This is a genomic window from Salinibacterium sp. M195 (assembly GCF_019443965.1).
Taxonomy (GTDB): domain Bacteria; phylum Actinomycetota; class Actinomycetes; order Actinomycetales; family Microbacteriaceae; genus Rhodoglobus.
In genome coordinates this window covers 2,973,632-2,992,497 of the sequence record NZ_CP040814.1, presented here as the reverse complement: position 1 = coordinate 2,992,497, position 18,866 = coordinate 2,973,632, and the positions used below count along the sequence as shown (strand labels likewise).

Below are 18,866 nucleotides of genomic sequence, written 5' to 3'. Positions count from 1 at the left end.
CGCTGATTTCGCGTTTGTAACCATTCGGCTTCGGCGCTCATATTCGCACAAGCATTTTCTGAATTCTTCGGTAGCGTAGGTGCACTATGTTTCGACAATTTCTGTCGGACAGCATTTTGGAGGACACCTTGAGAATCAGCACTCACGGCCGCACACTCAGCGGCATGGCGCTCATTGCAACGAGCGCACTCGTACTCGCCGGCTGCTCAGCAGCGCCGGAAGAGACCGAGGCAGGCTCGGGCGAGACGCTCGACTTCCTTCCCTGCATGGTTTCCGACTCGGGCGGGTTCGACGACAAGTCGTTCAACCAGCTCGGTTTCGAAGGCCTCGTGGGCGCTGCGGACGAACTCGGTGTCGAGTACCGCACGGTCGAATCAACGAGCGATGCAGACTACTCACCCAACATCGAAAGCCTTATCGCTGAAGGTTGCGACCTGATCGTCACCGTCGGATTCAACCTTTCCGCCGCTACCGTTGAGTTTGCTCAGGCTAACCCCGACGTCAGCTTCGCAATCGTTGACGACGCAGCCGACAACGACTTCGACGGCACGACAGACGCCGACAACATCAAGCCGATTCTCTTCAACACTGCAAGTGCAGCGTTCATGGCTGGATACGCAGCAGCGAGCTACTCGAAGACCGGCGTTATCGGGACCTACGGCGGAATGAACTTCCCCACCGTTTCGATCTTCATGGATGGTGCAGCTCAGGGCGTCAACTACTACAACGCCGAAAAGGGCAAGTCAGTTACCGTTCGCGGTTGGGATGTCGCAGCTCAGGATGGAACATTCATCGGTAGCTTCGACGCAGGAACCGACTCGCGTGCAGCAGCACAGAACCTGATCGACCAGGGTGCAGACGTACTCCTGCCCGTTGGTGGACCGATTTTCCAGAGCGCGGTTGAGGCAATCCGCGACTCCGGCAAGGACGTCGCCATGATCGGTGTAGACGCTGACCTTACCGAGACCGAGACCGCTGCGTCGGACTTGTTCCTCACCTCGATCCTCAAGCAGATCAGCGTTGCAGTACACGACGTTGTGACGGAAACTTCCTCGGGAACGCTCGACACGACTCCCTACGTAGGAACGCTTGAGAACGGTGGAGTCGGTATCGCACCGTTCCACGACTTCGAGTCGAAGGTAGACGGAGGCCTCGAGGCTGAACTCGTCACCGTCAAGGACGGCATCATCTCGGGTGACATCCCCGTGACGTCGTACCTCAACTAGTTAGTCAGAACTGAAAGGGGCTGGCCTCCGGGTCAGCCCCTTTCGTTTTGGAATAGTCATCTGTGGCTATTCTTGTGAAACCCGACGACGGCGACGACGCCGTCACAGTACTGAGGAGAGATTGTGAAGCTTGAGCTGCGAGGGATAACCAAGCGCTTCGGTGACCTAATCGCGAATGATCACATTGATCTCACGATCGAAGAGGGCGAAATTCATTGCCTCCTTGGTGAGAATGGCGCGGGCAAGTCAACGTTGATGAATGTGCTCTACGGCCTCTATCAGGCTGAAGAGGGCGAGATCCTCATCGATGACGAGGTTCGTCATTTCGCCGGTCCCGGCGACGCAATGCGCTCCGGCATCGGCATGGTTCATCAGCACTTCATGTTGATTCCCGTGTTCACGGTTGCCGAGAACGTCGCACTTGGCCACGAAGAGGTCTACGGCCCGGGCGTGCTGAATTTGGATGCTGCCCGAAAGCTTGTTCGGGAGATTTCCGCTCGCTTCGGCTTCGACATCGATCCCGACGCGCTCATCGAAGATTTGCCTGTTGGCGTTCAACAACGAGTTGAAATCGTCAAGGCGCTCTCGCGCAAGGCAAAGGTTCTCGTCTTTGACGAACCTACGGCAGTGCTCACCCCTCGCGAGACTGATGAGTTCATGGCCATCATGCGCCAGCTCAAGTCCGAGGGCACTTCCATTGTTTTCATCACGCACAAGTTGCGTGAAGTCCGTGAAGTAGCGGACCGAATTACCGTTATCCGTCTCGGAAAGGTCGTCGCTGAAGCAGATCCCAGCGCCGACAAAGAAGAACTGGCTTCTCTCATGGTCGGTCGCGCCGTCGACCTGACGATCGATAAAGCCCCGGCTCAGCTCACAGAGAACGCCCTCATCATCGACAACCTGTCGATTGCTGACGAGACCGGACACCGTTCGGTGCAGAATCTCAGCGTGACGGTCCAGGGCGGCGAAATTCTGGCCATTGCCGGTGTGCAGGGCAACGGTCAAACCGAGCTCGCGGAAGCGCTGCTGGGAATGCAGCCGCGATCATCCGGTTCGATCACCCTTAACGGCACAGAGCTGCTTGGGCTCAACGCCCGTCAGATCCTTGACGAAGGCGTCGGTTTTGTTCCTGAAGACCGCACCCTCGACGGCCTCGTCGGCGGATTCTCGATTGCCGAGAACCTAATGCTTGATCGCAGCGACGGGGAACCGTTCGTGAAGCGCGGAACGTTGCAGACTGACGCGCTTAACGAATTCGCGACCGAAAAACTTGCGGCGTATGACATTCGGGCGCAGAGCATTCAGGAGAGCGTTTCGCAGCTCTCGGGCGGTAACCAGCAGAAGGTGGTGCTGGCGCGGGAATTGAGCCGCGAACTGGCCTTGCTGGTTGTCTCCCAGCCCACTCGTGGACTCGACGTTGGTTCGATCGAGTTCGTTCACGAACAGATCGTTGGCGTGCGTGATCGCGGTGTTCCTGTGATCGTCGTGTCGACAGAGCTCGATGAAGTTGTCTCCCTCGCTGACCGTATTGCGGTTATGTACAAGGGCCAAATTGTTGGAATCGTTCCTGCGGATACTCCGCGCGAACAGCTCGGCCTCATGATGGCCGGCGAACGCATTACGGAGGAGGCAGCATGAGCGAGCCAACACCCCACAAGCCTGAAGAGGCTGCGCTGACCGAGGGCACTGAGAACTCGGAAAACAACGTCGATACGGCGCGCTGGACTAATGCGTTCCGCGAGATCGCCTCGGGCAACGCTCTCCTTTCGGTGCTCGCCGTCGTGCTCGCGATCCTCATCGGTGGCGTTCTGATTGCGCTTACCGATCCTGACGTTCAGGATGCTGCTGGCTACTTCTTCGCCCGTCCCGGCGATTTGCTTGCGGCAATTGGTAGTGCCGTCGGTGGCGCGTACTTGGCGCTGTTCCAAGGCTCGGTCTATGACTTCCGTCGCGACGACTTTCTGTCGGCTATCAAACCCCTGACCCAGACACTCGTCTTCGCGACTCCGCTGATTGCGGCAGGGCTTGGTGTAGCGATTGCGTTCCGCGTTGGCCTGTTCAACATTGGTGGCCGCGGACAGATCATCGTCGGCGCAGCGTTCGCCGGCTACGCGAGCTTCGCGTGGGATCTTCCCGTCGTGATCCACGTCATCGTCGCCGTCATTATGGGAATCATCGGCGGTGCCCTCTGGGGTGCAATCGCTGGACTTCTCAAGGCGCGCACGGGAGCGCACGAGGTGATCGTGACGATCATGCTCAACTACGTCGCGTACTACCTGATTAGCTTCCTACTTCGCACCGACCTGCTAAAGAACCCGGGCTCGAATAACCCCAAGACGCCACCCGCCTCCGAGTCGGCGGTCTTGCCCCCGATCCTCGGTGACGGCTTCAAGCTGCACTGGGGCTTCATCCTGGTCATCGGTGCGACCGTCCTGGCGTGGTGGTTGATTGACCGCTCGAGTCTCGGCTTCAAGTTCCGCGCCGTTGGTCTCAATCCTCATGCAGCACGTGTTGCCGGTATCAAGGTCGAACGCCTCTACATCTACGTGATGTTGATCGCCGGAGGCTATGCCGGTCTCGCCGCCAGCACCGAAGTTCTCGGTACGACGACCAGTGGATTTACTGCAGGTGTTGACGCGGGAATTGGCTTCGACGCCATCACCGTTGCACTCCTCGGTCGATCAACTCCGTGGGGCACCTTTGCTGCAGGAATCCTGTTCGGCGCGTTTAAAGCTGGTGGCTTCACCATGCAAGCCTCGCAGAGCATTCCCATCGACATCGTTCTGGTTGTGCAGTCACTGATCGTTCTGTTCATCGCAGCGCCGCCCCTCGTGCGCGCTGTCTTCCGTCTGCCGCAACCCGGCGCTCGTGCAAAGAAGGTGGTTGGCTAATGACTTTCACCAAGATTTCTTCAGGAATCGGGCAGTCGGGGTCGAAGATTGACCGACGCAGCTGGAAGCTCCCGATCGCGTTCGCGATTGTCTCGCTGTTCTCTGGCGTGCTCTTCATCGGCTTTGCCGAGGATGCACCGACAGGATTCGACCTCTCCACCGGCTCGGACCTGGTCCAGTTGCCGGTGGTGAGTCTTCCCGCACTGGCAACAGGCGTTGTCGTCACGATCCTGACTGCGCTTATCGCTGTTGGTTCGGCGTTCATGATTTCGCAAGACCGTGCGGTGCCGAAGTGGATTCCCATCCTCGGTGCCTTGTTTGCGCTCACCGGATTCCTCACCTGGGCAGCAGCAGACGAAACGCTTCGCGTTCCGGAGCTGCTCGCAGGATCCCTCGTCCTCGCTGTGCCCCTGGTGTTTGGTGCATTGGGTGGCGTCATCTCCGAGCGATCTGGTGTCGTCAACATTGCCATTGAGGCTCAGCTGCTCGCTGGTGCTTTTGTGGCGGCGGTAGTCGGCACCATTACGGCATCACCGTGGGCCGGCCTCTTCGCGGCAGCGGTTGCCGGAATGCTCGTCTCGTTCTTGCTGTCGGTCTTCGCCATCAAGTACCTCGTCAACCAGATCATCGTCGGTGTCGTCATCAACGTGCTGGTATCGGGCCTTACCGGGTTCCTCTACTCGCAGTGGCTCACCGAGAGCCCAGACCAGCTCAACAATCCGGCGGGGTTCTCGACGCTGTCGATCCCATTGCTCAGCGGCATCCCGATCATCGGTCCGGTGCTCTTCAAGCAGACGATCATCGTCTATTTGCTGTACATCATTGTTGCTGTCGTTGCCTTCGCGCTCTACCGCACCCGCTGGGGGCTTCGCCTCCGTGCTGTAGGGGAGCACCCGAAGGCGGCAGACACGGTTGGTATCAACGTGATGCGCACCCGATTCTGGAACGTGGCTCTCGCTGGCGCCATTGCCGGACTCGGTGGTGCGTTCATCACGCTCAGCCAGACGGGGCAGTTCGGCAAAGACGTCACCGCCGGTGCAGGATTCATCGCTCTCGCCGCAGTGATCTTCGGCCGCTGGGACCCGATCAAAGCAACGTTCGCTGCGCTGCTCTTCGGCTTCGCGAGCAACCTGCAAAATGCTCTGAGCGTTGTCGGATCTCCGGTGCCAAGCGAGCTCATGCTCATGCTTCCGTATGTCGTGACGATTGTTGCCGTTGCCGGACTGGTAGGAAAGTCTCGACCGCCAGCAGCATCCGGAACACCATATATAAAGGGGTAACGCTATGACGATTGAGCCGCAATCTATTGACTGGGATGCGCTGAGGCTCGTCGCCACAGAAGCCCTGAGTCACGCCTACGTTCCCTATTCGAAGTTCCCGGTCGGTGTCGCCGCAATTGTCGACGACGGCCGGGTAATTTCGGGAGCGAACGTCGAAAACGCCTCCTACGGCCTCACCTTGTGCGCGGAGTGCACGATGGTTTCGGCCCTGCACATGACGGGTGGTGGCAAGCTTGTCGCCTTCACCTGTGTCGATGGAAAAGGCAACGCGCTCATGCCATGCGGACGCTGCCGGCAGTTGCTCTTCGAGCACTCTGCTGAAGGCATGCTGCTCGAGACAGTGTCTGGCATCAAAACGATTGACGAAGTGATCCCCGACGCGTTCGGGCCACGCACCCTTGAGGAGTACCGCAGTGAATAACGAAGCAGCACCAGGTATCGAACGATTCGATGCCGTCGACCTCATCCACACCAAGCGTGACAAGGGCGTACTGAGCACCGACCAGATCAACTGGCTCGTGGATGCCTACACTCGCGGTTACGTCGGCGACGAGCAGATGGCTGCCATGACAATGGCCATCTTCATCAACGGCATGGAGCGCGAAGAGATCCGTGACCTCACTCTGGCCATGATCGCCAGTGGAGAGACGTTGAGCTTTGAGGGATTGGGTAAGCCCACGACCGACAAGCACTCCACCGGTGGCGTCGGCGACAAAATCACCTTGCCGCTTGCCCCTCTCGTCGCCTCGTTCGGTGTTGCCGTTCCGCAGCTTTCCGGCCGCGGCCTCGGTCACACGGGAGGCACCCTCGACAAGCTCGAGAGCATCCCCGGCTGGCGTGCCGAGATCTCTAACGAAGAGTTCTATGCGCAACTGCGCGGCGTTGGCGGAGTTATTTGCGCTGCCGGAGCTGGCCTCGCACCGGCAGACAAGAAGTTGTATGCCCTTCGCGACATCACCGGAACGGTTGAAGCTATCCCGTTGATCGCATCCTCGATCATGAGCAAGAAAATCGCCGAAGGAACGTCAGCCCTCGTGCTCGATGTGAAGTTCGGTTCTGGTGCTTTCATGAAGGATGCCAATCGCAGCCGTGAGCTCGCCGAAACCATGGTTCGCTTGGGTAAAGACGCCGGAGTCAAGACTGTTGCGCTGCTCACCAACATGAATGTTCCCCTCGGTCTCACCATCGGTAATGCGAACGAAGTTCGTGAATCTGTTGAGGTTCTCGCCGGTGGCGGCCCCTCGGACGTGCGTGCGCTGACGGTGGCTCTGGCCCGTGAGATGTTGGCTCAGGTTGGTCACGAAGACGCTGACGTTGAGGCCGCTCTCGACAACGGTCAAGCGATGGATGCCTGGCGCGGCATGATCTTCGCGCAAGGCGGAGATCCGGATGCTGCCCTGCCGCAGCCCAAGGAAAGCCACGTTGTGGTGGCCGAGCGCGATGGCGTTCTCGTCGAGCAAGGAGCTCTGCCGTTTGGCGTTGCTGCGTGGCGTCTGGGTGCCGGTCGTGCTCGCAAGCAAGACCCGGTTCAGCACGCCGCAGGTATCGACCTGCACGCCAAGCCCGGTGACCCCGTTCGCAAGGGTGAGCCGTTGTTCACGATGCACGCCGACGAGCCTGCTCGCTTCGAGCGCGCCCTTGAGTCGCTCGAAGGCGCGTACCGCATCGGTGATGCGGGGGAGACGATTCACGATGGCGGACCGCTCATCGCTGGGCGGATCGACTAACGCCGCAGAGGCTCACCCCGAGCCAGGCTGTTCCGCGGAAATGGTGGCCTCGTTCGGCAGCTAAAGCTGAATGGATGGTCTCATTCGCTAACGTATTGTTGACTCAATGACGACAGCGGATGAGACCGACATCGACCACGCTACGAAGTGGCGCGCCTTCTGGGTATGTGTCGTGGTTGCGGCGATCACTATTCTTGATCTGTCGAAGGTTAACGTAGCGCTGCCGTCCATTGAGGATGCTCTTGGCGCGAGTTCGACGCAGCTGCAGCTCATCGTCTCTGGTTACGTTCTCACCTTCGGTCTCGTGCTGGTACCGGCCGGTAGGCTCGGGGATCAGCGTTCCCGCAAGACACTGTTTCTTATCGGTCTCACCCTCTTCACGATCGCGAGCATTGCGTGCGCGCTTGCGCCGAATGCGAGCATGTTGCTCCTGTTTCGGCTCCTTCAGGGCGTTGCTGCTGGCATTCAAATGCCGCAGGTTATCGGCCTCATTCAACAGCTGTTTCGTGGCCCGGAGCGCGGCCGCGCCTTTGGCCTGTTTGGCGCGATGATCGGCATCGCCACGGCGTTCGGACCCACTCTTGGCGGGCTCATGATTGCGATTGGCGGTGCAGAAGACGGCTGGCGCTACATCTTCTGGATGAACGTTCCCCTCGGCATCATCGCCTTGATCTTGGCCTGGCGCATCCTTCCCTCGACAGTCAAGACTGGCTATGCTCGGCTCGACCTCGATCCCGTGGGAATCGCGATTTTCGGTGTCACTGTGTTGGCGCTCATGTGGCCGTTCCTCTTTACGACCGGCGCACCAACGGATGACCCCAACCGGTGGTGGTTGCTGGTGGTGTTCGTGCTTGCAGCGGCGGCGTTCATCGCGTGGGAGCGTCGCTACGCCGCCAGTGGTCGAGCGCCACTTGTGCCACTGAAGCTGTTCCGCATCAGCTCGTTCCGCAACGGAACTCTGTTGGCGACGGTGTATTTTGCGGCAATGCCGGCGATGTTCTTGCTGACGACGTTGTACTTGCAAATCGGTCTCGGGCTTGCTCCCGTATTTGCGGGAATGGTGACGATCGGCTTCGCTCTCACGAGCGCGTTCTCCTCGTGGCGGGGTGGCCTTCTCGTTGAGCGCTATGGTCGCTCGCTCGTTGTGGTCGGGCTCGCAATCCTGCTAGTAGGCCTAGGGCTCCTGATGGCGGCGGCGATACTCACGCCGCCGGCGATGACCCCGTTCGTCATGGCTGCAGCATTTCTCATTGGAGGTACTGGCGGTGGGCTCGTCATTTCGCCAAACCAGACGCTGACGCTTCACGACATTCCCCCTGCGGAGGGTGGTCTGGCTGGTTCCGTTGGACAACTTGGCCAGCGGATCGGAACAGCAATCGGCACCGCCGTCGCGCTTTCGCTGTTCTACTCGACGCTCTACAACGAGCGGAACAGCAGCGAAAGCACGGTCGATCTCTATCACCATGCTTACGGTGTCGGAATGATTTCTGCGACCCTTTTCTTCGCGATCGCCATGTTCATCGGCGTCGTTGACTTGGGCGCGCGCAAGCGTCGAGCGCGATCGTTCGCTGACGCGTAGGCGTCACAACAGAAACGGAGCGCAGGCGGCTCGTTGGTACGCCGACGCTCCGGACCGATCGTTGTCGCAGCAGTCGTCTAGAGCTGCGGATCGCCAATGCGTTCGAGCGCGTCGACAACCATTCCCCAGAACTTGGGGTGGTCAAGGTTGCGGGCAACCTGAGTTGTGCAGTCTTCGGGAGCTGGGGCGCGAAAATCGGCCACGGTCATGCCGAGGGTGAGCGTTCCGGTGAGTTCGACATCCAGCGGCACCTTGACAACCTGCATCACCGTGGGGTCGATGACGAATGCGACGGCACAGGGGTCGTGGACGGGCGGGTGGTCGAAGCCTTGAGCATCGCGGTAGGTTTCGCCGAAGAACTCCAACAGTTCGCCAACAAAGCGAGCAGGGCCCGTGCCAATGGCGGCGATGGAGGCGGCAACCTCGTCGGTAGCGAGAGCCTCGTGAGTGAGGTCGAGGCCGACCATCGTGAGGGGCCAGCACTCGTTGAACACGATGTGGGCTGCCTCGGGGTCGATCACGATATTGAACTCGCTCGTAGCACTCCAGTTGCCGACGTTGACGCCGCCGCCCATGAGCACAACCTGCTTGACACGTTCAGCAATGCGCGGTTCCTTGCGAACGGCAAGAGCGATGTTGGTGAGGGCGCCGGTGGGGACGAGTGTAACGGTGCCGGGTTCGTGGGCCATGACGGTGTCGATGATGAAGTCGACGGCGTGCCGTGCATCCAACTCAATTGTGGGTTCGGGCAGCACAGGGCCGTCGAGGCCGGATTCGCCGTGAATAGATTCGGCGACTTCGATCTGGCGAACGAGGGGGCGGTGTGCTCCGCGGGCGAATGGCACGTCGGTGATGCCGGCGACGCGGGCGATGGCAAGCGCGTTTCGGGTGACTTTTTCGATTGTCTGGTTGCCCATCACCGTGGTGACTCCCAGCAGGTCGATCTCGGGGCTTCCGTGCGCGAGCAGGAGTGCAATCGCGTCGTCGTGCCCAGGGTCACAGTCAAGAATAATTTTTTCAGCCATAACGGAAAGCATATATGAAAACTAGATTCATATATGTAGAGTGGCGTCATGACTTCTGAACTTGTTGAGCGTGGTGCGGCTCGAATGACCTGGATTCGTTCGCGGATGACGCTGCTTGCCGCTGTGCGAGAGCACTTTGCGGAGACGCAGCCTTTCGCGGGCCACCGCATTGGCATGTCATTGCACCTTGACCCCAAGACCGCAGTGCTGCTCGAAACGCTTGCCGCCGGGGGAGCGGAGATCGTCGCGACCGGCAACCACGGGTCAACTCAAGATGACATCGTCGCCTTCCTGCGAGAGCAGGGGATGACAATCTTCGGAACGCGCGATGACACTCTGGAACAGCACCACGCCAACATCGCGAGCGTCGTGGATGCTCAACCAGACATCTTGCTCGACAATGGCGCCGACCTTGCAGCCAAGATCGCAGAGCTGGGCTCTGCCGCTCAGATCATCGGCGGAACTGAAGAAACCACCTCGGGCGGTTACCGGCTGCGAGCAGAATTGGCTGATCACGTGCCCTTTCCGGTTATCGTCATCAACGACAGCCCGCTCAAGGCAATCGGGGAAAACAAGCACGCGGTTGGCCAGTCCGTGGTCGAGAGTTTCATGCGCATCACCAACCTCATGGTGCCAGGACGTCGCTTCGTCGTCGCCGGCTACGGCTGGTGCGGGCGCGGGGTTGCCCACTACCTCCGTGCCCTCGGCGGCAAAGTTGCTGTCGTTGAGGTTGACGAGATCAAAGCCTTCGAGGCCGCCCTCGACGGCTACCGTGTCGCCAATGTGCTCGACCTCGCAGACTGGGGTGAAGTCTTCATCACCGCCACCGGTCATCCGCAGATTTTGGGTACTGAATTCTTCGACGTGGTTGCTGACGGAGCGATCCTCGTCAATTGCGGCCACTTCCCCTGGGAGATCGACGTCATGGCGTTGCGCGATGTCGCACTTTCGAGCACCGTGATCGACACCGCAATCGAGAATATTGAGCTGCCGGGCGACCGTCATGTCACACTGCTGGCGGAAGGGCGCATGATGAACCTCGCCGGGCGTGAACCGAAGGGGAACTCGATCGAATCGATGGACCTCGGATTCCTTCTCCAAGCGCTATCGCTCGAGCGCGTCGTCACTGCCGCCGATACCCTCGTGGCCGGAGCACAACCTGTTCCCGACAGCATCAACCGAGACATTGCTCGACGGATGCTCGTCGCGATGAAAGCGGACCGCTAGTGGCAAACGCCCCCGAATACGCCGCCCCTGCCCTCGATAAAGGTCTCGACATCCTTGAACTGTTGGCGGCAACGACGGGAGCCCTCAGCCAATCTGAGATTGCCGAGGCTACTCAGCGCAGCACTGGTCAGATATTCCGAATGCTGTCAACGCTTGAACGGCGCGGCTACATTTTCCGAGACAAGCAATCGGGGCTCTATGTGCTGGCAATGAAACTGTTCGAGCTCGCGCACCAGCATCCGCCGCTGCGAGGGCTCGTGAGCATCGCGCAGCCCATCATGCAGGAACTCGCAGAACAGACTCGTCAATCGTGCAACCTAGCCGTACTCGATGGCACGCAAGTGCGCGTCATTGCTCAGGTCGAGTCCCCGGCCGACTTCGGGTTCCGGGTGCGTGTTGGCGCAGCATTTGATGTCGCCACCACCGCCACTGGCTCTGTGCTCTCTGCCGACAGTGCCGAGCCGCTCGTGCGGGCAGACACCCTTCAGCCCGGTATTACCGATGTCGTCGCGGCCGTGCGGAGCGCAGCAGGCACAGTTGCTGCGCTTACTGTGCCTTATGTCGCAACCACATTTAGCCAAATCGATGCCGAGCGGGTGCTCCAACTTGCCGCTAACGCAGCGAAAGAAATCTCGGTTGTGCTTCGTGGAGAAGCATTTACAGGATCTTAACGTCACCCAGCGAAAGTACAGGGCGCTTTCAGAGATGGACACGGTAGATTTGTCGGTATGAACGCTGCTGTTGAGAACTTTTCGATGCCCGGAAGCGGCGCAAGCATCACCGCGCTGCCCAAGGTCTCCCTGCATGACCACCTCGACGGCGGATTGCGGCCTCACACCATCGTGGAACTCGCAGCAGAAACGGGCTACGAACTCCCCGAGTCTGACCCGGCCAAGCTCACCTCGTGGTTCGCCACTCAGGCTGATTCCGGTTCGCTCGTTGATTACCTCAAAACCTTCGACGTCACTATTGCCGTCATGCAGACGGCAGAGCACTTGCGGCGAGTGGCTCGCGAGTTTGTGCAAGACCTTGCCGACGACGGTGTCATTTACGGCGAGATCCGTTGGGCCCCTGAGCAGCACCTGCAGAACGGGCTCGACCTCGACCAGGCAGTCACCGCCGTGCAGGAGGGCCTAGAAGAAGGCGTAGATGGCGTGCGCTCAAGCGGGCGAAGCATCCGTGTCGGTCAACTCCTGAGCGCAATGCGCCACACCGAACGCGGCACCGACATCGCTGAGTTGGCCATTCGCCACCGCGATCGTGGAGTGCTTGGCTTCGACATCGCGGGCCCAGAGGCCGGTTTTCCGCCGAGTCGGATGCGCGGTGCCTTCGATCTACTCGCGCACAACTACCTTCCCGCTACTGTGCACGCTGGCGAGGCAGACGGCCTTGACAGCATCCGGAGCGCACTTTTTGATGGTCGCGCCTTGCGCCTCGGTCACGGTGTTCGTCTTGCTGAAGACATCACAATTGCGCGCGAAGACGATGAAAATACTTACGTCTCACTTGGTGATCTCGCTCAATGGGTGAAGGACCGCGAGATTGCTCTCGAGTTGAGCCCCTCGTCTAACCTACAGACCGGCGCGATCGAGCAGTGGGGCGACGAACTTGTCGACCACCCCTTCGACTTGCTCTACCAGCTTGGATTCCGGGTCACCGTGAATACCGACAACCGCCTCATGAGCGCAACGACCCTGAGTCGCGAACTCTTCTTGCTCTCAGAAGCATTCGGCTATGACCTCACCGATCTAGAGGTTTTCCAAATCAACGCTGCTGGGGCCGCGTTCTTGCCGATTGAAGAGCGTGAAGAGCTTTCCGAAGCCATCAGCGCTGGCTTTGAAAGCGCATAGTTATGCAGCTCCCTCCTCTTCCCGAGTCAGCGATCGACATTGGCGCTTTTGCCGCTGATTGGCGATCTGCTGTAAATCTTTCTGGTGAAGCACTAGTGCGTTCTGGTGCGGCCAAAGCAGGCTATGCCGCAGAAATGATCCGGATGATCGAAGACCACGGACCCTATGTGGTGATCGCGCCCGGGCTCGCCCTGGCACACGCGCGCCCGGGCCCGCAGGTCATCGCCAACGGGTTGTCTGTTGTGACGCTCACCGAGCCCGTACGGTTCGGTCATGCCCACAACGATCCGGTGAAGGTCATTCTCGGCCTCGCAATTGTCGAGGCGGGACCGCACCTCGCGGCCGTCGCTGCTGTCGCTAATATTTTCAACGACTCAACGGCAATTGACGATCTCGCTGCCGCAACGACGGCGGCAGAAGTGCAACGAATTATGGGGGTTACACCGTCATGAAGATCGTGACAATTTGCGGCGCCGGCATCGGCAGCTCCGGAGTGCTCAAAGTGAATGCCGAGCGCGCGCTTCGGGCACTTGACCTCGAAGCGACTGTTGTTGCCGCCGATGTGAGCACCGTGCGTGTTGTCGCCGCCGATGCCCAGATCATTCTGACGACTCAAGAATTCGTTGACGCGATCGGTAAAACGAATGCCGATGTCATTGTCATCATCAACCTTTTCGACACTTCGGAACTGAAACAAAAACTAGAGGACGCTCTGGGCTAAGCCCAGAACGCCCTCCGCGTTCGTTCGGTTGCGCGTGCGCTGGCGTGCGCACTCGCTCGCCAGCGCACGCACTCTGCCTAGACGAGCAGCTCGCGCATTCCCGTCTCTAGCTGAGTGGCGACGGCCTCGGCAGCGGCCTTCCGCTCGGCGCCATCGCCCGCCGTGCTTGAGGCATCCACATAGAACTTCAGCTTGGGCTCGGTGCCGCTGGGGCGCACGATCACGCGGGCGCCGCCCTCAAACTGCAAGCGGATGATGTTGCTCGGGGCGAAGCCGTCAACACCGGTTTCGAAATCATCGAATGACGCAATGGTGAGACCGCCGACCACGGTGGGAGCCGCAGCGCGAAGTCGAGTCATTGTCTCGCCGATCTCGGAGATCTTCTCGAAGCGCATTGACACCTGTCGGGAGGCGAAGGCTCCAAAGCGCGCGGTGAAGTCATCGAGGTGATCGAGCACAGTCTTGCCCTCTGCCTTCAACTCGGCAGCGAGAGAGAGAAAATCGACCGACGCCGAAATGCCGTCCTTATCGCGCACCTTATCGGGGTCAACGAGGTAGCCGAGGGCTTCTTCGTAGCCGTAGGTGAGGCCGTCAATCCGGGAGATCCATTTGAAGCCGGTCAGGGTGTCTTGGTAGTCCAGGCCATAGTCGGCAGCGATCGCACGCAGTGCCGGTGAGGAAACGATGGATGCCGCGAGCACTCCGGAACCGTTGGCCCGTTCGGCAGCACGCCAGCCCAACAGCATTCCCACTTCGTTGCCGCTCAGCCGATGCCATTCGCCATCGCGGGCCGGAACGGCAACGGCAAGACGGTCAGCGTCGGGGTCGTGGGCGATAGCAACATCAGCTGCCACTTCACGTGCTTTCGCGAAGCTGAGATCCATGGCGCCGGGCTCTTCAGGGTTCGGGAACGCGACTGTGGGGAACGCTGCGTCGGGGTGAGCCTGTTCCTCGACCAGCGCGGGAGGAGCGAAGCCGGCCTTGGCGTAGACCGCATTGCTGGTCTCCCAGCCCACGCCGTGCATGGCGGTGTAGGTATAGACGATGTCGGTGGCGGGGCCGACGAGGGCCGCTGTGCGAGAGATGTACTCGTCAACAACACCGTCATCGGTGGTGACGAAATCGGTCGAGCGGGGCAGCTCGGCGATTGACCCTTTGGCGACGATATCGATCGCGTGAGCGATATCGGCGTCGGCGGGCGGCACGATCTGGGAACCGTGGTTATCGCCGCCCAGATAGACCTTGTAGCCATTGTCGTTTGCGGGGTTGTGGCTGGCCGTGACCATCACGCCAGCGCTGACGTTGAGGTGGCGTACCGCGAAGGCGAGAACAGGGGTGGGGAGGAGTCGCGGCAAAAGGATTGCGCGCACACCGGCCCCGGCCATGATGGTTGCCGTGTCGCGAGCAAAAACTTCAGAGTTGATGCGGCCGTCGTAGCCGATCACGATGCTCGGGCTGATCTCGTGAGTGAGCAGGTAGGCGGCAAGTCCTGCAGCCGCCTGAGTGACCAAAACCCGGTTCATGCGGTTGGGTCCGGCGCCCAATTCGCCGCGCAACCCGGCAGTGCCGAACGCGAGCCGCGTGTCAAAGCGGTGATGGAGTCCGGCGATTGCCGTCTCGTCACCGTTCGTAGCATCCGTGATTAGCGCTTCGAGTTCGGTATGGGTGACCGCGTCGGGGTCTTGCTCGAGCCAGGCGCTGGCGGCGGCGATGAGTTCTTCGGTGGTCAATTCTTCGACGCTCATAGTGCGTTCACAATCTGGGCAAGGAGGCCACTGATCTGGACTTCGGCATCCTTGCCAGCCTGAATGACTTCTTCGTGACTGAGGGGAGTGGACTGGATGCCGGCAGCCAAGTTCGTGATGAGCGACATTCCCAAGATTTCCATGCCCGCTTCACGCGCAGCGATCGCCTCGAGGGCGGTGGACATACCGACGATATGGCCGCCCATTGTCTTGGCCATCTGGACTTCGGCTGGCGTCTCATAGTGGGGGCCGCGGAACTGCGTGTACACGCCCTCATCGAGGCTGGAATCGATCGACTTCGCGATCTCACGCAGGCGCTTGCTGTAGAGGTCGGTGAGGTCAATGAACGTCGCACCCTCAAGTGGGGAATCGGCGGTGAGGTTGAGGTGGTCGCTGATCAGCACGGGGGTTCCGGGCTTCCAGGTCTCTTTGATACCGCCGGCACCGTTGGTGAGGATCATGGTTGTGGCGCCGGTGGCGGCGGCGGTGCGCACGGAGTGGACAACGCGACGTACGCCGTGGTTCTCGTAGTAGTGGGTGCGGGCACCGATGATGAGGGCGCGTTTGCCGCTCGGCAGCAAGATTGAGCGGAGGGTGCCGACGTGCCCTTCGAGGGCGGGCTTGGAGAATCCGGGGATGTCGGAGGCCGGAATCGTCGCGGTGGTCTCGCCGAGCAGATCGGCGGCTTTTCCCCATCCGCTGCCGAGCGTGAGGGCAATGTCGTGCTTCTCGACTCCTGTCGCGGCTGCGATTGCTGCAGCGGCGTCTTTCGCCACCGCAAACGGGTCTGCGGTGGGGTCATCGAGGGGGTTTGTGGTTGGCGACTGTGACATGGCATCCACTCTAAACGGTGACGACTGCGACAGAGCCTTGTGTTCTGTGCGAATGTGAGCACTTCTTCGCGCGCCGCGCGGGTAAATAACCGCTTGAGAACCCGCCGCAGCGGTTTAGCGTGCGCCGATGTCGGCGTGGTTTGTCGCTAGAGCAGAAGAGCGAGACAATTAGCGTATGGCCTATGAGTTCGAGCGCACCCAACGAATTGCAATACTCGGTGGTGGCCCCGGTGGCTACGAAGCAGCCCTAGCGGGTGCGCAACTTGGCGCGGAGGTCACGCTCGTTGAACGTGCCGGTGTTGGCGGCTCTGCCGTGCTCACCGACGTAGTGCCGTCAAAGACACTCATCGCGACCGCCGAGGCAACAAATGCGATTCGCGACGCCGCCGATCTTGGTGTGCAGTTCTACTCGCGGGGAGACTCTGGTCGCGTCGTTCGTCCCGAGATCACCGTCAACCTCGCTGCCGTCAATACTCGCCTTATGCGTCTCGCCCAGCAGCAGTCCGATGACATGAAATCGCAACTCATCAAGGCTGGCGTGCGAATCATCCAGGGTGAGGGTCGCCTCGATGGCCCCCAACGACTCGTCGTTTCTGCTGGCAAGGGAAAAACCAGAACAGACTTCGATGAAGTGGATGCGGATACGGTGATCGTGTCGGTCGGCGCCCGCCCGCGAGTGCTCGATTCCGCAATGCCGGATGGCAAGCGCATCCTCACGTGGACTCAGCTCTACACTCTCGACGAAACCCCAGAACACCTCATCGTTGTCGGTTCGGGTGTTACGGGTGCAGAGTTTGCTTCGGCGTACTCCGCGCTCGGTGCCAAAGTCACGCTAATTTCTTCGCGCGATCGAGTGTTGCCTGGCGAGGACGAAGATGCGTCTCGCGTCATCGAAGATGTCTTTAAGCGCAACGGTATGACTGTGCTCTCGAAGTCACGCGCGGAATCCGTAACGACCACGAAGAATGGTGTCGTTGCGACGCTGCAGGATGGCAGCACCGTCGAAGGCAGCCACTGCCTCATGGCGGTCGGATCGCTGCCCAATACTGAGGGGCTCGGCCTCGAAGAGGCTGGTGTGCAGCTGACTGACTCTGGCCACATTCGGGTCAACCGCGTCGCCCGCACCTCGATGCCGTCGATCTACGCTGCCGGTGACTGCTCCGACTTCTTCCCCCTCGCCTCGGTGGCCGCCATGCAAGGCCGCACCGCGGTATTCCACGCTATGGGCGACGGCGTCACGCCGATCGAACTGCGCAACGTGGCATCCAACATCTTTACGCAACCTGAGATCGCCACAGTCGGCTGGTCACAGAAGCAGATCGAAGATGGTCTCGCTCAGGGAGTTATCTACAAACTGCCCCTCGCATCGAACCCGCGCGCCAAGATGATGGGAATCAAAGACGGCTTCGTCAAGTTGTTCGCGCGCACCGGCTCGGGAACGCTGATTGGTGGCGTCATTGTCGCTCCGAATGCCTCAGAGCTCATTATGTCTGTTGCGTTGGGAGTTGAGCACCGTCTCACCGTCGACCAAATCGCTCGTGCCTTCTCGGTGTACCCGTCACTGACGGGCAGCATTACGGATGCCGCCCGCGCGATGCACATCGTCAACTAGGCGTCGACGCTGCGGGCACGGCGTCGCCCTCCCCAGACTGGAAAGCGATCTCGCTCGCGGAGGCAGCACTACCCTTGAGCGCTAATACGTGCTCGACGAGCTTTGTTGCCGTCTGTTCATCGATCACGAGGTCAGTGATTACGCCGGCGCGCAGCGCTGCCAGAAGCGGAACGACCTTGTTATCGCCGGCGACACCGCAGATTCGACGGGGGATCGTGCGCAGCTCGGCAGGGGTGGGCCCGGTTGCACGTGCGTTCATCGAGAGGTCTTCGTAGGTGCCGTCTTCGCGCAAAAAGATCGTGCACACGTCACCAACGATGCCTTCGCTATCGAGGGTTTCGACGTCTCCGGCCTCGAGGTAGCCAGCGGAGTAAACATGGCTCGGCACTTCGCCGGCAATCGCGCCGATTGAGAAGAGCGCAATGTCTGCTCGGCGCTGATATTCCAGCACGCGCACAATCGATCGCTCCGACCACATTGCATTGCGTGTCTCCGCATAATCGAAGAAGGCTGGCACGGGAAAAAGGTGCACTTGAGCATCAAAGGCGTCACCAAAATTGGCGATGAGGTTGCCCGCATATTCCACTCCAGAAGTGCGAACATTTGCCGCTCCGTTGAGCTGCACGATAGCGCTTCCTCTGGTGGGTTTCTTGCCCAAATACTTGGAAATTGCCGCCAAAGTCGTGCCCCACGCAACTCCCATGATCATGTCGGAGTCAAACCATCCGGTCACGATTTTGGCGGTGGCGCGGGCTACCTGATCGAGCCGTTCAGCCTCGTCGGCGAGGTCAGCGACGGGCACGACGTGGGTCTCGACGCCGAAGCAGGCTTCGATCTTTTTGCCTAGGCCTGGACCGCGCGTGGGGGTGGGGCGCAGCGTGATTTCTACGAGACCACTCTCGCGGGCATCCCGAAGCAATCGAGACACGCTCGAGCGGGACATATGCAGGTGGTTGGCGATGGTGTCCATCTTGATGTCTTGCAGGTAGTACATCGATGATGCAGACAGCATTGCCTCTTCGCGTTCCATAGTGACCATCCTTGCACGTTCGTGCAGATGTTCTGCTCGGTTTGTCATTGGCCCTACTCGACGTAATACGCTGCTGAGCGATGAAACATCTCAGATGATTCACAGCCGTTACTCGCAGTA

17 protein-coding genes are annotated in these 18,866 nt (G+C 60.1%); 13 read left to right on the top strand and 4 right to left on the bottom strand.

Going from position 1 to position 18,866, the window contains the following annotated elements; genetic code table 11:
- Positions 1 to 86: 86 nt before the first annotated feature.
- The 7 genes from FFT87_RS14265 (at position 87) to FFT87_RS14235 (ending at position 8,703) form a co-directional block, all read left to right on the top strand.
- Positions 87 to 1,226, top strand: a complete 1,140-nt coding sequence (locus FFT87_RS14265; RefSeq protein WP_219949335.1) for a BMP family protein — start codon at positions 87 to 89, stop codon at positions 1,224 to 1,226.
- A gap of 123 nt (positions 1,227 to 1,349) precedes the next feature.
- Positions 1,350 to 2,864 carry an ABC transporter ATP-binding protein gene (locus FFT87_RS14260; protein ID WP_219949334.1) on the top strand — a complete coding sequence of 505 codons (1,515 nt, stop codon included), beginning with the start codon at positions 1,350 to 1,352 and terminating at the stop codon, positions 2,862 to 2,864.
- Positions 2,861 to 4,117: an ABC transporter permease gene (locus FFT87_RS14255; RefSeq protein WP_219949333.1), complete on the top strand. Its 1,257-nt coding sequence runs from the start codon at positions 2,861 to 2,863 to the stop codon at positions 4,115 to 4,117. The genes FFT87_RS14260 and FFT87_RS14255 overlap by 4 nt, the downstream gene beginning before the upstream one ends.
- Complete coding sequence (locus FFT87_RS14250) at positions 4,117 to 5,397, top strand: ABC transporter permease (protein WP_219949332.1); 1,281 nt, start codon at positions 4,117 to 4,119, stop codon at positions 5,395 to 5,397. The genes FFT87_RS14255 and FFT87_RS14250 overlap by 1 nt, the downstream gene beginning before the upstream one ends.
- 4 nt (positions 5,398 to 5,401) lie before the next feature.
- A complete protein-coding gene (locus tag FFT87_RS14245) occupies positions 5,402 to 5,818 on the top strand; it encodes a cytidine deaminase (RefSeq protein ID WP_219949331.1) in 417 nt (138 codons plus the stop codon).
- Positions 5,811 to 7,124: a thymidine phosphorylase gene (locus FFT87_RS14240; RefSeq protein ID WP_219949330.1), complete on the top strand. Its 1,314-nt coding sequence runs from the start codon at positions 5,811 to 5,813 to the stop codon at positions 7,122 to 7,124. The genes FFT87_RS14245 and FFT87_RS14240 overlap by 8 nt, the downstream gene beginning before the upstream one ends.
- Positions 7,125 to 7,230: 106 nt before the next feature.
- The gene (locus FFT87_RS14235) at positions 7,231 to 8,703 is read left to right on the top strand and encodes an MFS transporter (RefSeq protein WP_219949329.1); all 1,473 of its coding nucleotides are present in this window, start codon (positions 7,231 to 7,233) and stop codon (positions 8,701 to 8,703) included.
- Positions 8,704 to 8,780: 77 nt separating this feature from the next.
- On the opposite strand, the gene FFT87_RS14230 is transcribed toward FFT87_RS14235, so the two are convergent.
- On the bottom strand, positions 8,781 to 9,728 hold the full coding sequence (locus tag FFT87_RS14230) for a nucleoside hydrolase (RefSeq protein ID WP_219949328.1): 948 nt from the start codon (positions 9,726 to 9,728) through the stop codon (positions 8,781 to 8,783).
- Between the two features lie 48 nt (positions 9,729 to 9,776).
- On the opposite strand from FFT87_RS14230, the gene FFT87_RS14225 reads away from it, so the two are divergent.
- The 5 genes from FFT87_RS14225 to FFT87_RS14205 are packed head-to-tail and all read left to right on the top strand — an operon-like array spanning position 9,777 to position 13,526.
- The gene (locus FFT87_RS14225) at positions 9,777 to 10,955 is read left to right on the top strand and encodes an adenosylhomocysteinase (protein WP_219949327.1); all 1,179 of its coding nucleotides are present in this window, start codon (positions 9,777 to 9,779) and stop codon (positions 10,953 to 10,955) included.
- Positions 10,955 to 11,626 carry an IclR family transcriptional regulator gene (locus FFT87_RS14220; protein ID WP_219949326.1) on the top strand — a complete coding sequence of 224 codons (672 nt, stop codon included), beginning with the start codon at positions 10,955 to 10,957 and terminating at the stop codon, positions 11,624 to 11,626. The genes FFT87_RS14225 and FFT87_RS14220 overlap by 1 nt, the downstream gene beginning before the upstream one ends.
- A 57-nt stretch (positions 11,627 to 11,683) precedes the next feature.
- A complete protein-coding gene (locus tag FFT87_RS14215; protein ID WP_219949325.1) occupies positions 11,684 to 12,805 on the top strand; it encodes an adenosine deaminase in 1,122 nt (373 codons plus the stop codon).
- Positions 12,806 to 12,807: 2 nt separating this feature from the next.
- Positions 12,808 to 13,257 carry a PTS sugar transporter subunit IIA gene (locus tag FFT87_RS14210; RefSeq protein WP_219949324.1) on the top strand — a complete coding sequence of 150 codons (450 nt, stop codon included), beginning with the start codon at positions 12,808 to 12,810 and terminating at the stop codon, positions 13,255 to 13,257.
- Entirely contained in the window at positions 13,254 to 13,526 is a 273-nt protein-coding gene (locus tag FFT87_RS14205; RefSeq protein ID WP_219949323.1) for a PTS sugar transporter subunit IIB, read from the top strand. Before FFT87_RS14210 ends, FFT87_RS14205 begins: the two co-directional genes overlap by 4 nt.
- 77 nt (positions 13,527 to 13,603) lie before the next feature.
- Here the strand turns inward: FFT87_RS14205 and FFT87_RS14200 are convergent, their stop codons facing one another.
- Both FFT87_RS14200 and FFT87_RS14195 read right to left on the bottom strand, forming a co-directional pair.
- A complete protein-coding gene (locus tag FFT87_RS14200) occupies positions 13,604 to 15,271 on the bottom strand; it encodes a phospho-sugar mutase (RefSeq protein WP_219949322.1) in 1,668 nt (555 codons plus the stop codon).
- Positions 15,268 to 16,104: a purine-nucleoside phosphorylase gene (locus tag FFT87_RS14195; RefSeq protein ID WP_219949321.1), complete on the bottom strand. Its 837-nt coding sequence runs from the start codon at positions 16,102 to 16,104 to the stop codon at positions 15,268 to 15,270. Before FFT87_RS14195 ends, FFT87_RS14200 begins: the two co-directional genes overlap by 4 nt.
- Before the next feature lie 175 nt (positions 16,105 to 16,279).
- Here FFT87_RS14195 and FFT87_RS14190 point away from each other — a divergent pair, with 175 nt between their 5' ends.
- Positions 16,280 to 17,716 (top strand): NAD(P)H-quinone dehydrogenase, encoded by a 1,437-nt coding sequence (locus tag FFT87_RS14190; protein ID WP_219949320.1) that lies wholly within the window; start codon positions 16,280 to 16,282, stop codon positions 17,714 to 17,716.
- Here FFT87_RS14190 and FFT87_RS14185 read toward each other — a convergent pair.
- Positions 17,709 to 18,746, bottom strand: a complete 1,038-nt coding sequence (locus tag FFT87_RS14185; RefSeq protein WP_219949319.1) for a sugar-binding transcriptional regulator — start codon at positions 18,744 to 18,746, stop codon at positions 17,709 to 17,711. The two genes, FFT87_RS14190 and FFT87_RS14185, sit on opposite strands and share 8 nt — an antisense overlap.
- Positions 18,747 to 18,866 lie beyond the last annotated feature (120 nt).

Bases quoted from the DNA above. Each gene is read 5' to 3' on its own strand.
- FFT87_RS14210 (WP_219949324.1), top strand. From the start codon at position 12,808: ATGCAGCTCCCTCCTCTTCCCGAGTCAGCGATCGACATTGGCGCTTTT.
- FFT87_RS14250 (WP_219949332.1), top strand. From the start codon at position 4,117: ATGACTTTCACCAAGATTTCTTCAGGAATCGGGCAGTCGGGGTCGAAG.
- FFT87_RS14230 (WP_219949328.1), bottom strand. From the start codon at position 9,728: ATGGCTGAAAAAATTATTCTTGACTGTGACCCTGGGCACGACGACGCG.
- FFT87_RS14185 (WP_219949319.1), bottom strand. From the start codon at position 18,746: ATGGAACGCGAAGAGGCAATGCTGTCTGCATCATCGATGTACTACCTG.
- FFT87_RS14245 (WP_219949331.1), top strand. From the start codon at position 5,402: ATGACGATTGAGCCGCAATCTATTGACTGGGATGCGCTGAGGCTCGTC.
- FFT87_RS14255 (WP_219949333.1), top strand. From the start codon at position 2,861: ATGAGCGAGCCAACACCCCACAAGCCTGAAGAGGCTGCGCTGACCGAG.
- FFT87_RS14215 (WP_219949325.1), top strand. From the start codon at position 11,684: ATGAACGCTGCTGTTGAGAACTTTTCGATGCCCGGAAGCGGCGCAAGC.
- FFT87_RS14190 (WP_219949320.1), top strand. From the start codon at position 16,280: ATGGCCTATGAGTTCGAGCGCACCCAACGAATTGCAATACTCGGTGGT.
- FFT87_RS14195 (WP_219949321.1), bottom strand. From the start codon at position 16,104: ATGTCACAGTCGCCAACCACAAACCCCCTCGATGACCCCACCGCAGAC.
- FFT87_RS14225 (WP_219949327.1), top strand. From the start codon at position 9,777: ATGACTTCTGAACTTGTTGAGCGTGGTGCGGCTCGAATGACCTGGATT.
- FFT87_RS14200 (WP_219949322.1), bottom strand. From the start codon at position 15,271: ATGAGCGTCGAAGAATTGACCACCGAAGAACTCATCGCCGCCGCCAGC.
- FFT87_RS14235 (WP_219949329.1), top strand. From the start codon at position 7,231: ATGACGACAGCGGATGAGACCGACATCGACCACGCTACGAAGTGGCGC.
- FFT87_RS14265 (WP_219949335.1), top strand. From the start codon at position 87: ATGTTTCGACAATTTCTGTCGGACAGCATTTTGGAGGACACCTTGAGA.
- FFT87_RS14205 (WP_219949323.1), top strand. From the start codon at position 13,254: ATGAAGATCGTGACAATTTGCGGCGCCGGCATCGGCAGCTCCGGAGTG.